Origin of the sequence: Xenorhabdus sp. PR6a (assembly GCF_028599065.1) — a bacterium.
Taxonomy (GTDB): Bacteria; Pseudomonadota; Gammaproteobacteria; order Enterobacterales; family Enterobacteriaceae; genus Xenorhabdus; species Xenorhabdus doucetiae.
The window spans coordinates 15398-31710 of the sequence record NZ_JAQRFJ010000005.1 but is presented as its reverse complement, the minus strand read 5'-3'; the positions used below and the strand labels follow the sequence as shown (position 1 = coordinate 31710).

The window sequence follows — 16313 nt, the reverse complement described above, 5'->3', positions numbered from 1 at the left end:
TAATGATAAAGGCTGCCAGTCGCAGACAAGATGATGAAAAGCAAAACAGTGTGAAAAACCACAGTATTATTTTGAGAAAATGACAGACCAAAAAGGAATAAAATATGAACAATGGTTTCAAGAACATGGCGCAAAAATGATGTTATGAACCCATTATTTTTTAAATTGGTCATTTATGAGTTAATCTTTGGCTAATTGACTCCCTTCTCATCCCCATAAATAACACGGGCAGCATTTCTGAAAACAGTCAAGCGCGATTATTTCATTTAAGTGATATCAATTAACCCAGTCACTCCTGCCAAGCAAACCATAGCCACCTATCTATAAGAGATACAACAAAAACAAAGTGAATAAATTGTATTTCTAACGTTAAATAAGTACTTAAACTTACTCTGCTATCAACGGTTTCTCATCGCCCAGAAACAATAGCTGAATTGAGTCAGCTTAATGTTTTTATGATCTAAATCACAATATAGATGTCTGTAAATGGTAAGCTGTATTCAGCGTAGAATTTCAAGGAAAGAAACTATTCCTATATCAATCATTTTGTTAAGCAATTTTTTAAAGTAATTAGCGGTATTCACGATTAAATCCAACTGATTAATATCACAATATTATTCGATAACTCGATAATCTCGTCGTTAATTGCCCCAAAAGATTTAACATTTATCAGGAGTAATTTTTATGGCTGTCACTCAAGTCGCAGAACTTAATGAATTAGTTGCTCGCGTAAAAAAAGCCCAACAGGAATTTGCTCATTATTCTCAGGAGCAAGTTGACCGAATTTTTCGCGCGGCTGCTTTTGCGGCTGCTGATGCCCGCATTCCACTGGCTAAACTCGCTGTGTCTGAATCCGGCATGGGAATTGTGGAAGATAAAGTAATCAAAAACCACTTTGCTTCTGAATATATCTATAACGCCTATAAAGACGATAAAACTTGCGGGATCTTATCGGAAGATAATACCTTCGGGACGATGACTATTGCTGAACCTATTGGCTTGATTTGCGGTATTGTTCCAACAACAAACCCAACCTCTACGGCCATTTTTAAAGCCCTTATTAGCCTGAAAACCCGCAATGGCATTATTTTCTCCCCTCATCCACGTGCCAAAAACGCGACTAACAAAGCGGCAGAAATCGTCTTAAAGGCGGCGGTTGAAGCAGGCGCTCCAAAGGATATCATTGGTTGGATAGATGAGCCTTCCGTTGAACTTTCAAATGCCTTAATGCACCACCCTGATATTAATCTGATTCTGGCAACAGGTGGCCCAGGCATGGTAAAAGCCGCCTACAGTTCAGGCAAACCCGCCATTGGTGTCGGTGCTGGCAATACGCCAGTTGTGATTGATGAATCCGCCGATATCAAACGTGCCGTTGCATCTATCTTGATGTCTAAAACATTTGATAACGGCGTGATTTGTGCATCAGAACAGTCTGTTATCGTTGTTGATTCTGTTTACAAGCAAGTCCGTGAACGCTTTTCAACTCACGGCGGGTATCTTCTCCAGGGAAAAGAACTCAAAGCCGTTCAGGATGTTATTTTGAAAAACGGCAACTTAAATGCGGCGATTGTCGGGCAGCCGGCAATAAAAATTGCTGAAATGGCCGGTATCAATGTTCCTGAAAGCACAAAAATTCTTATTGGTGAAGTGACGCTGGTGGGTGAAGCAGAACCCTTTGCCCATGAAAAATTATCACCACTGCTTGCTATGTACCGCGGCAAAGACTTTGAAGATGCGGTCGAAAAAGCCGAGAAATTGGTCGAAATGGGCGGTATCGGGCATACATCGTGTCTCTATACTGAACAAGATAATCAGGCAGAGCGTATCAAATATTTTGGCGACAAAATGAAAACCGCGCGCATTTTGATCAACACACCTGCATCTCAGGGCGGTATCGGAGACTTGTACAACTTTAAGCTCTCCCCTTCTCTGACGCTGGGTTGTGGTTCCTGGGGAGGCAACTCGATTTCTGAAAACGTTGGGCCAAAACACCTGATCAATACAAAAACTGTTGCCAAAAGAGCCGAAAATATGTTGTGGCATAAACTTCCGAGATCAATCTATTTCCGCCGTGGTTCCCTGCCCATTGCTTTGGAAGAAGTCGCTACCGATGGGGCTAAACGTGCCTTTATTGTGACAGACCGTTTCTTATTCAATAACGGCTACGCCGATCAGGTTATTAATGTCTTGAAATCTTATGGCATCGAAACTGAAGTGTTTTTTGAAGTCGAAGCCGATCCGACATTGGGCATCGTCCGCAAAGGTGCTGAACAAATGCACCTGTTTAAACCTGATATCATCATTGCCCTTGGCGGGGGTTCTCCCATGGATGCGGCCAAAATTATGTGGGTGATGTACGAGCATCCTGAGACACATTTTGAAGAACTGGCTCTGCGTTTCATGGATATCCGTAAACGTATTTATAAATTCCCGAAAATGGGTGTGAAAGCGAAATTGGTTGCCATCACCACCACTTCGGGCACAGGTTCAGAAGTCACACCTTTCGCGGTGGTTACCGATGACATGACTGGGCAGAAATATCCTTTGGCAGACTACGCACTCACTCCCGATATGGCGATTGTCGACGCAAATCTGGTCATGGATATGCCAAAATCGTTGTGTGCTTTTGGTGGCCTGGATGCAGTGACCCACGCATTGGAGGCCTATGTTTCTGTTTTAGCCAATGAGTATTCTGATGGACAAGCCCTGCAAGCATTAAAGCTGCTGAAAGATTTCCTGCCTGCCAGTTACCACGAAGGGGCAAAAAATCCCATTGCCCGCGAACGTGTCCATAATGCAGCGACCATAGCCGGTATTGCTTTCGCCAACGCATTCCTGGGAGTATGCCACTCCATGGCCCACAAACTTGGCTCTGAGTTTCATATTCCACATGGTTTAGCTAATGCCCTGCTAATCTGTAATGTGATCCGCTATAACGCTAATGACAATCCAACAAAACAGACAGCATTCAGCCAATATGACCGCCCGCAAGCGCGGCGCCGCTATGCGGAAATTGCAGATCACTTGGGATTAACTGCCTCAGGTGATCGTACTGCTGCCAAAATTGAAAAACTATTGGCCTGGCTGGAAGAAATGAAAGCCCAACTAGACATTCCGGCTTCGATTCGCGAAATAGGTGTGCAAGAAGCGGACTTTCTGGCGAAAATCGATAAGCTCGCCGAAGATGCCTTTGATGATCAATGCACTGGTGCAAATCCGCGCTACCCATTAATTTCTGAGTTGAAACAGTTATTGCTCGATTCTTTTTATGGGCGTGAATTTACCGAACAAAACCAGCCTCAGGAGACAGCCAAATCAAATAGAAAAAATAATAAGAAAGAATAATAAATGATAAGCTGATTGAGGTAACTTAAAAGGCGTCAGGGTAACCCTACGCCTTTTTATTATTTTATTTCCTAATGGCCTTAGTTTCTCGAACAACGTCTGTATAGTGCCTGCGACACACTGAGACGTATTTTTCATTACCACCAATATCAACCTGAGCCCCATCGTAAACAGCGTTACCATCGCTGCCAAAACGAAGTACACGGCTGGCTTTTCTTCCACAATGACAAATGGTTTTTAACTCCACCAATTTATCTGACCACGCGAGGAGATATTCACTTCCACTGAATAACTCACCTTGAAAATCGGTTCTTAAACCATAACAAAGGACAGGGATATCGTCATAATCTACAATTTCACAAAGTTGCTCAACATGCTCTTTCGTCAAGAATTGACATTCATCAATCAAAACACAATGGATTTTTTCTGCCTCATTTTCACGTCTGATAAGCTCAGCAAGATTTGTTTTTGGTGAAAACAACAAAGCTTCGGCGGATAAACCAATACGGGAACTGACCTTTCCTTTACCGAATCGAGTATCAATATCTGCTGTAAAGATCAGCGTTCTCATTCCTCTTTCGTTATAGTTATAGGAAGACTGCAATAAGGAAGTTGATTTCCCTGCGTTCATGGCAGAATAATAAAAATAAAGCTGAGCCATTGGCCCGTCCATCCTCTTGTCAAATTTAATCAGGCGATATAACGGTGCCAGTTTACCACAAACTCTACTTGAGATTATCTTTGTTATTGTCAAATGTGGGGTAGCAGAAACAAATTAGAATGAATAAGAGAAGATTATTTTCATGATAATCATCACACTTGCGCATATAAAATCAGCATCATAAGGACCTCTTGCATACCAAATGAACAAAATTAACATCAGAAGGAAATAGCTAATTTTATTCCCATTCTTTGAATATTAATAATCATATTGGTTTACTTTCGCTCAATTTAGCCATTGTAATCATAACTAATGGATTACCCATAAAAAACTTTCACCCCACACTAACTCTTCAACTTATTTCTAACAAAACAGTTAACGTTACTTACTGATTGTCTATAAATTAGTTTTATCTCCTCTGGTTTATCCCTTACTCATCTTTACAGTAATCCCCTTCCTGCTTATTGAAAAATGGTAAGTTCAATAGCAGGATTAAAACGCAATATATCGATTAGCAAAAAAATTGCATTTTAAAATGACATGTTTTAGCCTGAGAAAGTAAATTCACTATTGCAGAAAATAAAATAGCATTCTATTATTATCCCTACATCAGCTATCATCATTATAATTTGAGACCAGGACAATGAGCGAAAATTTAAAATCCTTAAATAACATCCGTACCTTGCGCGCACAAGCAAGAGAATGTGAACTTAGTACTTTAGAAGAAATGTTGGAAAAACTGACGACTGTTGTTGAAGAACGTCGTGATGAAGAAAACCACGTTCGTGCACAATTAGAAGAGCGTACACGTAAGCTTGAAGAATACCGTGAAATGTTGGAGAAAGACGGTATTGAATTAAGTGATTTAATGGATGCTTTTAGTGGTAAATCTACGGGTAAATCTAAACGTGCTGCACGTCCGGCTAAATATTCATACGTTGATGACGGTGAAACTAAAACCTGGACAGGCCAAGGCCGTACACCGGCTGTAATCAAAAAAGCCATTGAAGAAGAAGGTAAAAAACTGGAAGACTTCCTGATCTAATCAGTTTTTTTAGTAAACCTGATAACAAAAATACCCTATCAAGGGTATTTTTATTTTATGCTTAATAAACTAACTCGGTTAATTACGGGCTGATGTAGAAACACAGAGAGCGGTATTAATGGCCAAGTCGCCTGCATATTCTCGACGTGATAAAAAAGAATTTAACACTAACTTAGTTTTTTATTAACATAAGCTTATAAAAAAGGAGCGATTAGCTCCTTTTTCTATTTCTCACATTCTCTGTCACAGCTTCAGATAAAAGCCCAAATACCAATCGGTAAATCGTTTCACCCCTTCCTTTACCGGAGTGTTAGGTGAAAAGCCAATCTTATTATAAAGCGTACTTGAATCTGCACACGTTGATAATACATCGCCATCTTGAATTTCCATAAAGTTTTTCTTTGCCTCAATCCCTAATGAAACTTCAATGGCTTCAATAAAATCACCCAGTTTTGTCGGTTGCCCATTACCAATATTGTAAACTCGATATGGCGCAGAGCTGGCAGCTATCTGACCCTCTTCAACTGTCCAGTCTTTATTGGCGGTAGGAATAACACCCTGCAATCTGATTATAGATTCGACAATGTCATCAATATAAGTGAAATCTCTCACCATATTGCCATGATTATAAACATCGATTGGCTTATCTTCTAACATGGCTTTCGTGAATTTAAATAAAGCCATATCAGGACGACCCCACGGTCCATATACAGTAAAAAATCTCAATCCTGTCGTGGGGAGTTGATAAAGATGTGAATAGCTATGAGACATTAGCTCATCCGCTTTTTTCGTTGCGGCATATAAAGAAACAGGATGATCAACCGAATCATCAGTCGAAAAAGGCTGCTTTTTATTTAAACCATATACTGAACTGGAAGAGGCATATAATAAATGTTCTACACAGTGGTGGCGGCAACCTTCAAGGATATTGATATGACCGACGATATTGGCATCTATATATGCCATAGGGTTTTGTATTGAGTAACGTACGCCTGGCTGCGCTCCCAAATGGATCACTCGCTGAAATTGATGTTTAGCGAACAATGCAGGTATTGCAACTCTGTCGGCGAGATCTAATTTTTCAAATTTGAAATTTGCATGGGGGAGTAATAAATTTAATCTTGCCCGTTTCAGATTAACATCATAATAATCGTTGAGGTTATCAATACCGACAACCTCATGTCCCATATTCAATAACCGTTGACTAACATGGAAACCGATAAAACCAGCAGAGCCTGTAACTAAAAATTTCATATATTAACTCAAATGACGGGTTTGATTGAGGCGCCGCGACCAATACCATAATACGTAAAACCACGTGCTTGCAGGCGTTCAGGATCATAAAGGTTGCGTCCATCAAAAATGACAGGCGTTTTTAATGAACCCTTAACCACATCAAAATCAGGCGCTCTGAAATTTTGCCATTCTGTACAGATAATCAAAGCATCAGCGTCTTTTAATGCCGCTTCTTTTGTTCCCATTAAAGAAAGATCATCACGCTGTCCATAAATACGTTGGGCTTCCTGCATCGCTTCAGGATCGTACGCCTGAACTTTGGCACCACATTTCCATAATGTTTCCATCAATACCCGGCTTGATGCCTCACGCATATCATCTGTATTAGGTTTAAATGACAGTCCCCAAATAGCAAATGTTTTGCCCATTAAATCATCACCAAAATGCTGTTTTACAAAAGTAGGTAATTTACTTTTCTGTTTATTGTTAACCTGCTCCACGGCCTGGAGAATTTTTGGTGTATATCCAATTTGTTCAGACGTCCGAATCAATGCTTGAACATCTTTAGGGAAACATGACCCCCCGTATCCACATCCTGGGTAAATAAAGTGATATCCGATGCGTGAATCAGAACCAATTCCCTGACGTACATTTTCAATATCCGCGCCCAACATTTCTGCCAAATTAGCAATTTCATTCATAAAGCTGATTTTAGTTGCCAACATGCAGTTGGCTGCATATTTAGTCAATTCAGCACTGCGAATATCCATGACTATCATACGATCATGATTACGATTGAATGGTTCATACAGTTCACGCATGACATCAACCACATTATCATTATCATTATCACAGCCAATAATAATACGTTCAGGTCGCATACAATCAGCAACAGCCGCTCCTTCTTTTAAAAACTCAGGATTGGAGACGACATCAAATGGCAGTGCTATGTTGCGCTCTGCCAATGTTGCCTGCATCACTGCCCTGACTTTATCAGCCGTACCTACCGGCACCGTTGATTTATCAACAACGACTTTATGACCATCCATATTTTCTGCAATCGTTCTGGCTACGGCAGTGACATATTTAAGATCAGCAGAACCATCTTCATCAGGAGGTGTACCTACTGCAATAAACTGTAATTTGCCATGAGCAATGCCGGCTTTGGCATCCGTTGTAAAATTCAGCCGTCCTTCAGCATGATTTTTCTTTACCAGAGGCGTCAAACCCGGTTCAAAAATAGGAATTTGACCATTTTTCAGGTTCTCGACTTTATTTGCATCAACATCAACACAAAGTACATCATGCCCAACTTCCGCAAATACGGTTGCTTGCACTAAGCCTACATAGCCAATACCAAATACAGTAACTTTCATATCACACCTTAAAGTACGAGTAGATTATTTTTCAATCTGATTTTGCAAGGTCATGACCCAATCCGTGAATGACTTGCCCAATTCCTTATGTTTCATGCCGTATTCAACAAATGCCTGCATATAGCCCAATTTATTACCACAATCATGGCTACGGCCGTGCAAGTGATAAGCCTCAACGGGCTCTTTTTCCATCAATATGGCAATGGCATCTGTCAGTTGTATTTCATCACCTGCCCCTGGTGCGGTTTTTGCCAATAATGGCCAGATTTTTTCGGATAAGACATAACGGCCAACAATGGAAAGATTCGAGGGTGCTTCTTCTGGTTTTGGCTTTTCAACAACACGGACGATAGGTTTGCTATCACCAGGTTGCAAATTTTCACCTAAACAATCGACAATGCCGTAATCCGAAACACTCTCGGTAGGAACAGGTTCAACCAAAATCTGGCTTGTGCCACTGCTGTTGAAGCGCGATAACATGTCGCTCAAATTATATTTTGACAGGTCAGTGCTGTACTCATCCAAAATGACATCAGGCAGGATAACCGCAAATGGCTCGTCACCAATAAGGGGTTTAGCACATAACACGGCATGTCCCAATCCTTTGGCAATTCCCTGACGGGTTTGCATGATCGTCACATGATTTGGGCAGATAGACTGTACTTCATCCAATAATTGGCGCTTAACCCTTTTCTCAAGAATCGCTTCCAATTCAAAGCTGGTATCAAAATGGTTTTCTATCGAGTTTTTGGAGGAATGTGTAACCAGAATGATTTCATTAATGCCTGCCTTAATACATTCATTAACGACATATTGAATAAGCGGTTTATCTACCAAAGGGAGCATTTCTTTCGGGATGGCTTTCGTGGCCGGCAACATCCGAGTTCCCAAACCAGCAACGGGTATAACAGCTTTTTTTACCTTTTTTATTACTGACATTACATCGTCTCCTACTGCTATGTATTCACTGAAAAACTCCTTTACAGCTTAAACAATAGCATTAACTCTCAGAAAAAATTGTATGTGTGAAGAAAATCGCACTCGCCAAAAAATAACGCGCACGAGTATACCAGTTAATTCGACCAGATATACAGTGCGCTAGCTTTTAATCACATTTCAATGATTAGATGTCAGACATTGCGACTTTTGCCCATATTCGAGTATCATCGCTTGATGATCGCCCAATGGTTTGTTTTATTGATACTCTTACAAATCTTTGCAATATCGCTGATAGCCGATATTAGCAGCAACCACTTTGACTAACTGGAGTTATTTTGACAAAAATGTGTCCCTGCGGCAGTGACTCATCTTTCGATCTTTGCTGTAGCCCCTATCTTGAAAACCATCACCCTGCCCCAAATGCTGAATCCTTGATGCGTTCCCGGTATAGCGCTTATGTTACACAAAATGCAGACTATCTTATCGCCACCTGGTACCCTGATTGCCAGGCGGAAAATTGGCGTGCAGAAATAGAACAAGGTTTTGCTGGCGTACAATGGCTGGGATTAAATGTCCTCGGAACCCATCAGGGACGAAATAATGACGAAGCCTATGTCGAATTTTCAGCTTGCTTTATTGAACAAGGCAAGCAAGATAAGCAATTGATTCATGAGCGCTCACGTTTTTTACGCATTGATCAACGTTGGTTTTATATAGAGGGTATCCGTCCTCAAGTCGGCCGGAATAACCCTTGCCCGTGCGGTTCAGGTAAAAAATATAAGAAGTGCTGTGGTTAAAAGTGCTGTGATTAAATCAGCATCTAAATATCAAAACACAACAATTCACACACAGTGAAGAATATTTGAGGTTCTCGTCATCCATGCAACACGCAAATATACAAAGAAAAATCTTGCGTACAATTTGTCCTGATTCCAAGGGATTGATCGCAAAAATCACCAACATTTGTTATAAGCATCAATTAAATATCGTTCAGAATAATGAGTTTGTTGATCATCGTACTGGGCGATTTTTTATGCGCACCGAGCTGGAGGGTATTTTTAATGATGAAACGCTTCTGGCCGATTTAGATGATGCCCTGCCAGCAGGGTCAAGCCGCGAATTAAATACGGCTGGCCGGCGTCGTATCGTTATCATGGTGACAAAAGAAGCGCATTGTATTGGCGATATCTTAGTAAAAAGCGTCTATGGCGGACTGGATGTCGAAATTGCGGCGGTCATCGGCAATCATACTACCCTGCAAAAATTGGTTGAGCAGTTTGATATCCCATTCCATTACATCAGTCATGAGGGTTTAACCCGCGAACAACATGATGCAGCGTTGATGGCTCAGATTGATCAATATCAGCCCGACTATGTTGTACTTGCCAAATATATGCGAGTCTTAACGCCGGCATTTGTTCAGCATTACCCGAATCAAATAATCAACATTCACCATTCATTCCTACCCGCATTTATCGGTGCTCGTCCCTACCACCAGGCTTATGAGCGAGGGGTAAAAATTATTGGTGCGACAGCCCATTACGTCAATGACAATTTGGATGAAGGGCCAATTATCACTCAAGATGTCATCAATGTGGATCATACCTATACGGCTGAAGAGATGATGCGAGCAGGACAAGATGTTGAGAAGAATGTGTTGAGCCAAGCATTACACTGGGTATTTTCTCAGCGCGTCTTTGTCTATGGTAATCGTACCGTGATTCTTTGAGTAGATTACAACTCGATCATCGAGATTAAAAAGACAGCACTCGAGACGTTATTTTCAATTATCTACTTTACAGCGGCGGCTTATCTGATATTATGCCGTCCGCTGCTAACGACAGCGTACAATTCAAAAATCTGGTGGGGTTCCCGAGCGGCCAAAGGGAGCAGACTGTAAATCTGCCGTCACAGACTTCGAAGGTTCGAATCCTTCCCCCACCACCATCAAAGATTCAAGTTTCATTACATTCAAGTCAAAAACCATCACATTAATTTCTGCTAAACAACAAGTTGTAACGAAAAAATGCGTCCAATGTATCATGCATCCAATGTATTGGCTTGAAATTAATAGTCGCAGACAGGGTACAAGTCTTTGCTAGTGGGATGACAAGATGGGGAATATCGGCATAAACCAAAGGTGAGGAACGAAACGACACATCAATCCTTCCTCACCACTATCAAAAATCCACTCCAAGCTCTCAATGCATTATGAAATTGTCAAAATTAATGCATTTGGATAAACACTCATGGCGGAGCAGGAAAATCGGGTAGTTTGCTCCGCTCATGCAATCAGCTATTCCATATCGCTGACGGAATCAATGAAACGATTTAATACGCTTGAATGAGATTTTGATTTGTAGACATAACACTGATTAACTGCATCAGGCCGTGATATTGGAATGAAGCCTAGGCTTTCTCCCTCTTCCAATGCACCAGAGTGGGAATCGGTAATAAAAATATAATCGGTTGACTGAATAAAATTGAGACAGCATTCTACATTATCCATCTGTCGAATATTAACTTTTTCTCCATTTTTTATCATTTCCTCTTCCAAATGCTTTATCAAATTACCTTTATAGAGTACGGGATCACATAACCACGTTCTCTTTTTCAGCAATTGAGTAAAGTCCCCATTAACTTCATCTAACAACTCTTTACGGCAGCAGATACCCAAATTTGGTCCATCAATTTTCCGCACCAGACTGAATCGATCACTCAGTATTTTCTCTGAACTTAAAATTATTGTATTGCCCTCATAGTCAACTATTTCATCAATGTTATCATAACTGAAGCGTAATATATTCACTTGAGCATTATTTCTGTCCGCAGCTTTATAAAGCGAAATCAAATGCTTTTTCTTACCCCAATCATGGTATATATTTACCACATTACAAATACTCCCGCTGATGTGTTTCTTTGTAATTTCTTTCTCTTTCAAATAGAGCTCTTTTAGGTCATTATATAACTCCACGCCGTCTTTGGTCAGAATCATCCCAAACTTCTCCCTTTTAAATAAGCGCTTTCCTAACGTCGCTTCAAAGTCTTTAATTGATTTAGCGACTGGGGGAGTCGTACGGTTCATCACTCTTGCCGCTTTGCTTAAAGAACCCATTTCCACCACCGCCATGAATGCTTCTAATTTACGAGAAAAAAACATAATTCACCGTTCCTATGTAACTTGTGGCTAAAAGAATTTCCTTGAAATGGCCTTCTCATCAGGTAACCGCTAAATCAAACTTGATATTGTGAAGGTATAATTTTGTACAATAAAAATAGATATTTTTCAAATGGCATTTATATAAAACGCCAGTCCCTGATGCAATAATGCGGTCTAGATGAACTTTATTATTCATCTATGTCATGATGAATATTCCACCGTGATTGTAATCCATTAATATATATAACTATGGTCTACAAGTTCAAATTTCTATCAGAGATTGATTAACTCTTCTACTTTTTCATTACTTATTTTTTGTAACGCATTACATAAAATAAATTCTAAGAATAAAAACTCTAACGGAAAATGACAATATCTAATGTTTAATATTACATATTAAAATTAGTGAATTATTATAAATCCATTAATTTACTATTTATTGATTTGGCTTTTTTTATTATTTAAAAATCGATTCGGCACTCTAAATTTAGGATAACGAGAGCATTATACTCGATATAGTATTACATATAAGAGTAAAATAGCGAGTTATCAAGGTAGTTAGGTAAAATTTATTATTTAATAAGTGGTTACATCTTTATTTATATCTGTTAACATGAAGAATAAGCATATTCTATAGGTGATTATAACGATATGAAATTTATATCATTCAATATCAATGGGCTAAGAGCACGTCCTCATCAACTCACTGCCATTGTGGAACAACACCAACCTGATGTTATCGGATTACAAGAAATAAAAGTTCATGATGAAATGTTTCCCCTCGAAGAAGTCAGCAAACTGGGTTATCACGTCTTTTATCATGGCCAAAAATCACACTATGGTGTCGCCCTGCTGACCCGTCAACAACCCGTCAATATTCGTAAAGGTTTTCCCACTGATGACGATGATGCACAGCGCCGCATTATTATGGCCGATATCGAGACTTCCCTTGGTTTATTGACGGTAATCAATGGCTATTTTCCGCAGGGAGAGAGCCGTGATCACCCCATTAAATTTCCTGCAAAAGAAAAATTTTATCAGGATCTCTTGTCTTACCTGGAAACTAACCACTCCCCGCAGTCAAATATTCTGATTATGGGTGACATGAACATTAGTCCCACTGATTTTGATATTGGTATTGGAGAAAACAACCAGAAGCGCTGGTTAAAGACCGGAAAATGTTCTTTCTTGCCCGAAGAAAGAGAATGGATGGAACGCCTGAAAAACTGGGGTTTCATTGATACATTCCGGGCACAACACCCCGAAGTTAATGACCAATTTTCGTGGTTCGACTATCGTTCAAAGGGATTTGATGATAATCGTGGGCTACGCATTGATTTGCTGCTTGCCAGCCATCCATTGGCAGAAAGATGTATTTCTTCGGGTATCGATTATGCTATCCGTGGCATGGAAAAACCGTCTGATCACGCCCCTGTTTGGACAGAATTCAACCTATAAGCAGCAGCGATCATAAAACACAGCACCACTCATTATATTATGGTGCTGTGTCAGCATGTGGGTTACCCCTGATGGGTTTGATCTTTCTTTGCCCTGCTTTTACCGGATTTTGCCTGCTTTCCCTTCCCTTTTTTGGCATTCACGGGAACCGGAGGCAAGTCTCTGAAAGCCTTCAAATTACGATACTGTTTTGCCTGCCAGATCAACTGCTGTAACGTTTCCTGAAGCGGTAACATAAAATCCTGATAACGGAATTGCTTTTCGCTAATTTGCGTCAGCCGGGATTCCCAATGGGCGGTCATATCTGGCAATACCGCCATATCCGGCAAGACATGGATCAACGCCCTGCCCGCCGGAGTCGCATGAATATGACGCCCTTTTTTGTACAGAAAATCGCGTTTGAATAGCAGTTCAATGATCCCCGCTCTGGTCGCTTCCGTCCCCAAACCATCAGTTGCACGAAGCACTTTTTTCAACGCCTTATCTTGTACAAATCGAGCTATGCCCGTCATTGCAGACAATAATGTGGCATCAGTAAAAGGCCGTGGCGGTTGGGTCTGCCTTTCCACCACTTCCCCTTTTTCACACAACAACTCATCCCCTTTAGCCACAACCGGCAGTGGAGTACCTTCATTCTCTTCATCCCGCTCCTTGTTGCCAAGCAGCGTTCTCCAACCCGCTTCGGCCAGAAAACGCGCCTTAGCGATAAATTTCCCGCCGGCAATATCCAGTTCAATCGTGCATTTGCGGAATACGGCATCAGGAAAGAACTGCATGAGGTACTGGCGGGCAATCAAACCGTAAACATGGCTTTCGTTTTCGGTTAAATTGATTTGGCTACTGCGTGCCGTCGGAACAATGGCATGGTGGGCGTCAACCTTCTTATCATCCCAACAGCGGTTCTTTTGCTCCACATCCAAAGCCTCTTGCGGAAGTAAATGGGCAGCATGAACGGAGATGGCATTCAAAACCGCATGACGCCCCACAAAATGTTCTTCCGGCAGATAACGACAGTCAGAGCGTGGATAGGTGATCAATTTATGGGTTTCATAAAGCCGCTGACAAATATCAAGGACATCCTGCGCACTTAAACCAAAACGCTTGGCCGCTTCAATCTGCAAGGATGAAAGGGAGAAAGGCAATGGCGCTGTTTCTGATTCACGTTTGTCCTGATAGGCAGAAACAGAAGCAGGCTGACCGGTAATACGTGCCACAACGTGTTCAGCCAACGGCCGGTGAATAATCCTTCCCTCTTCATCCTGAAAATCAAGGCAAGATTCACTCGGTTGCCATAACGCCGTAAATCGCTCTTCATTCGGGGTAACAATATGGGCTTTAACTTCAAAAAAGTCTTTCGGCACGAAATGTTCTATCTCTTCATCACGGCGCACAACCAACCCTAAAATGGGGGTTTGGACACGTCCAACCGATAATACGCCCTGATAACCTGCATTTTTACCCAACAAGGTATAAGCCCGGGTCATATTGATGCCATACAGCCAGTCCGCTCTGGCTCTGGCAAGAGCAGAAACACACAAGGGGATAAATTCCCGATTGTCCCTCAGCCGCTCAACCGCTTTTGTCACCGCCTGAGGATTAAGGTCATTAATCAGGCATCGCTGGACATGATGTTTTTTCGCGGTATCCAGGTTTAAAAAATCCAGCACTTCATCTACCAGTAATTGACCTTCGCGGTCAGGGTCACCGGCATGGACGATTTCGTCCGCCCTCTCCAATAGGGATTTTATGGTGTTAAGCTGCTTAGCCACGGCTGCCCGTGGCCTTAACTGCCATTTTTCAGGAATGATCGGTAAATCAGACAATACCCAACGGGCATAACGGCTATCGTAGGCATCGGGTTCAGCCTGTTCCAATAAATGGCCAACACACCAAGTCACAAATTGGTTATTACCACATTCAATAAACCCATCCCCACGTCGATGGGGCTTTGGTAAAACATCCGCAATCGCTCTGGCGAGGCTGGGTTTTTCTGCAATAAAAAGACGCATGGAATTATTCAAAAACTTCAATGAGTGCCCTGCCTGAATAGAGTTCAGTCAGTTCACCAATAGCAACAAAATCAATGTCGTGGCTGCGTGCAACGGCTTTCGCCTTTTCCACGGCATCCGGCAAAATCGCCAGCAATAAACCACCCGAGGTTTGTGGATCACACAAGAGATGACGTTGAGGCAACGTCATCTCTCCAATTAAGTGCCCATAACTGTCAAAGTTGCGCCCTGTGCCACCCGGTACGCAACCTTTTTCGATATAAACATCAACATCTGGCAGTCTTGGGACTTGTGAAAATTTGACCGTCGCCTGAACGCCAGAACCTTCACAAATTTCACTCAAATGCCCTAACAGACCAAAGCCTGTGACATCCGTCATCGCTGTCACACCCTCAATTTCTGCAAAATCTGCCCCTGCTTTATTCAACTGACACATAATATCTTTCGCAATACCCTGATGTTCAGGTTGAAGCACACCTTTCTTTTCCGCCGTCGTCAATACGCCAACGCCTAAAGGTTTAGTCAGAAACAGAAGGCTTCCCGCTTTGGCCTGATTATTGCGCTTAACCCGTTCAATATTGATAATTCCGGTGACTGCCAAACCAAATATCGGTTCAAGGGCATCAATAGAATGCCCGCCAGCCAGAGAAATACCTGCTGCCTGGCAAACAGCCCGGCCTCCCTCAATAACTTGTCGGGCAATTTCCGGCGCCAGCGTATTAATTGGCCAGCCTAGAATCGCAATCGCCATGATCGGCTTTCCGCCCATCGCATAGATATCGCTGATGGCATTTGTGGCCGCAATACGGCCAAAATCAAATGGATCATCAACAATAGGCATAAAGAAATCCGTCGTACTGATGATGCCTGTACCATTACCAATATCATACACAGCAGCAGCATCACGGGTTTCATTGCCGACTAAAAGGTTAGGATCGAAAAATTTTGCCTGTTCACTGTGCAATTGTTCACTATGTAAAATAGTTTCCAGCACTTTGGGCGAAATTTTGCAGCCACATCCGGCACCGTGGCTGTATTGAGTCAGACGGATTTCAGTTGACATTAGTCGCTCCAGTTATTG

At 41.7% G+C, this 16313-nt stretch carries 12 protein-coding genes and 1 tRNA gene; 6 read left to right on the top strand and 7 right to left on the bottom strand.

Annotated elements, in window-relative coordinates; all coding sequences use genetic code 11:
- Positions 1-684 precede the first annotated feature (684 nt).
- Positions 685-3348 carry a bifunctional acetaldehyde-CoA/alcohol dehydrogenase gene (adhE, locus tag PSI15_RS02530; RefSeq protein WP_273582159.1) on the top strand — a complete coding sequence of 888 codons (2664 nt, stop codon included), beginning with the start codon at positions 685-687 and terminating at the stop codon, positions 3346-3348.
- A 64-nt stretch (positions 3349-3412) separates the two neighbouring features.
- On the opposite strand, the gene PSI15_RS02525 is transcribed toward adhE, so the two are convergent.
- Positions 3413-4009, bottom strand: a complete 597-nt coding sequence (locus PSI15_RS02525) for a thymidine kinase (protein WP_273582158.1) — start codon at positions 4007-4009, stop codon at positions 3413-3415.
- Between the two features lie 643 nt (positions 4010-4652).
- Between PSI15_RS02525 and PSI15_RS02520 the strand changes: the two genes are divergently transcribed.
- Complete coding sequence (locus PSI15_RS02520) at positions 4653-5054, top strand: H-NS family histone-like protein (RefSeq protein ID WP_045970940.1); 402 nt, start codon at positions 4653-4655, stop codon at positions 5052-5054.
- A 243-nt stretch (positions 5055-5297) separates the two neighbouring features.
- Here PSI15_RS02520 and PSI15_RS02515 read toward each other — a convergent pair whose 3' ends face one another.
- The 3 genes from PSI15_RS02515 to galU are packed head-to-tail and all read right to left on the bottom strand — an operon-like array spanning position 5298 to position 8605.
- Entirely contained in the window at positions 5298-6308 is a 1011-nt protein-coding gene (locus PSI15_RS02515) for an NAD-dependent epimerase (RefSeq protein ID WP_273582157.1), read from the bottom strand.
- Positions 6309-6316: 8 nt separating this feature from the next.
- Positions 6317-7666, bottom strand: a complete 1350-nt coding sequence (locus PSI15_RS02510; RefSeq protein ID WP_273582156.1) for a UDP-glucose dehydrogenase family protein — start codon at positions 7664-7666, stop codon at positions 6317-6319.
- A gap of 24 nt (positions 7667-7690) precedes the next feature.
- Complete coding sequence (gene galU / locus PSI15_RS02505; RefSeq protein WP_273582155.1) at positions 7691-8605, bottom strand: UTP--glucose-1-phosphate uridylyltransferase GalU; 915 nt, start codon at positions 8603-8605, stop codon at positions 7691-7693.
- A gap of 335 nt (positions 8606-8940) precedes the next feature.
- Between galU and PSI15_RS02500 the strand changes: the two genes are divergently transcribed.
- From PSI15_RS02500 to PSI15_RS02490, 3 genes are all read left to right on the top strand, one after another.
- Entirely contained in the window at positions 8941-9402 is a 462-nt protein-coding gene (locus PSI15_RS02500) for a YchJ family protein (RefSeq protein ID WP_273582154.1), read from the top strand.
- A gap of 83 nt (positions 9403-9485) precedes the next feature.
- Positions 9486-10334, top strand: coding sequence for a formyltetrahydrofolate deformylase (gene purU, locus PSI15_RS02495; RefSeq protein WP_045970948.1), 849 nt, complete (start codon positions 9486-9488; stop codon positions 10332-10334).
- Between the two features lie 133 nt (positions 10335-10467).
- Positions 10468-10552: transfer RNA gene (locus tag PSI15_RS02490), tRNA-Tyr, on the top strand.
- Positions 10553-10901: 349 nt separating this feature from the next.
- Here the strand turns inward: PSI15_RS02490 and PSI15_RS02485 are convergent.
- The gene (locus tag PSI15_RS02485; protein WP_045970949.1) at positions 10902-11765 is read right to left on the bottom strand and encodes a helix-turn-helix domain-containing protein; all 864 of its coding nucleotides are present in this window, start codon (positions 11763-11765) and stop codon (positions 10902-10904) included.
- 651 nt (positions 11766-12416) lie between these two features.
- Between PSI15_RS02485 and xthA the strand changes: the two genes are divergently transcribed.
- Positions 12417-13223: an exodeoxyribonuclease III gene (gene xthA, locus PSI15_RS02480; RefSeq protein WP_045970951.1), complete on the top strand. Its 807-nt coding sequence runs from the start codon at positions 12417-12419 to the stop codon at positions 13221-13223.
- A gap of 62 nt (positions 13224-13285) precedes the next feature.
- Here the strand turns inward: xthA and PSI15_RS02475 are convergent, their stop codons facing one another.
- The gene (locus tag PSI15_RS02475) at positions 13286-15232 is read right to left on the bottom strand and encodes a DNA topoisomerase III (protein ID WP_273582153.1); all 1947 of its coding nucleotides are present in this window, start codon (positions 15230-15232) and stop codon (positions 13286-13288) included.
- A 4-nt stretch (positions 15233-15236) separates the two neighbouring features.
- On the bottom strand, positions 15237-16295 hold the full coding sequence (gene selD, locus PSI15_RS02470; protein WP_273582152.1) for a selenide, water dikinase SelD: 1059 nt from the start codon (positions 16293-16295) through the stop codon (positions 15237-15239).
- Between the last annotated feature and the right edge of the window lie 18 nt (positions 16296-16313).

Excerpts from the sequence above, each read along its gene's own strand:
- adhE (WP_273582159.1), top strand. The coding sequence starts at position 685 with ATGGCTGTCACTCAAGTCGCAGAACTTAATGAATTAGTTGCTCGCGTA.
- PSI15_RS02525 (WP_273582158.1), bottom strand. The coding sequence starts at position 4,009 with ATGGCTCAGCTTTATTTTTATTATTCTGCCATGAACGCAGGGAAATCA.
- PSI15_RS02520 (WP_045970940.1), top strand. The coding sequence starts at position 4,653 with ATGAGCGAAAATTTAAAATCCTTAAATAACATCCGTACCTTGCGCGCA.
- PSI15_RS02515 (WP_273582157.1), bottom strand. The coding sequence starts at position 6,308 with ATGAAATTTTTAGTTACAGGCTCTGCTGGTTTTATCGGTTTCCATGTT.
- PSI15_RS02510 (WP_273582156.1), bottom strand. The coding sequence starts at position 7,666 with ATGAAAGTTACTGTATTTGGTATTGGCTATGTAGGCTTAGTGCAAGCA.
- galU (WP_273582155.1), bottom strand. The coding sequence starts at position 8,605 with ATGTCAGTAATAAAAAAGGTAAAAAAAGCTGTTATACCCGTTGCTGGT.
- purU (WP_045970948.1), top strand. The coding sequence starts at position 9,486 with ATGCAACACGCAAATATACAAAGAAAAATCTTGCGTACAATTTGTCCT.
- PSI15_RS02485 (WP_045970949.1), bottom strand. The coding sequence starts at position 11,765 with ATGTTTTTTTCTCGTAAATTAGAAGCATTCATGGCGGTGGTGGAAATG.
- xthA (WP_045970951.1), top strand. The coding sequence starts at position 12,417 with ATGAAATTTATATCATTCAATATCAATGGGCTAAGAGCACGTCCTCAT.
- PSI15_RS02475 (WP_273582153.1), bottom strand. The coding sequence starts at position 15,232 with ATGCGTCTTTTTATTGCAGAAAAACCCAGCCTCGCCAGAGCGATTGCG.
- selD (WP_273582152.1), bottom strand. The coding sequence starts at position 16,295 with ATGTCAACTGAAATCCGTCTGACTCAATACAGCCACGGTGCCGGATGT.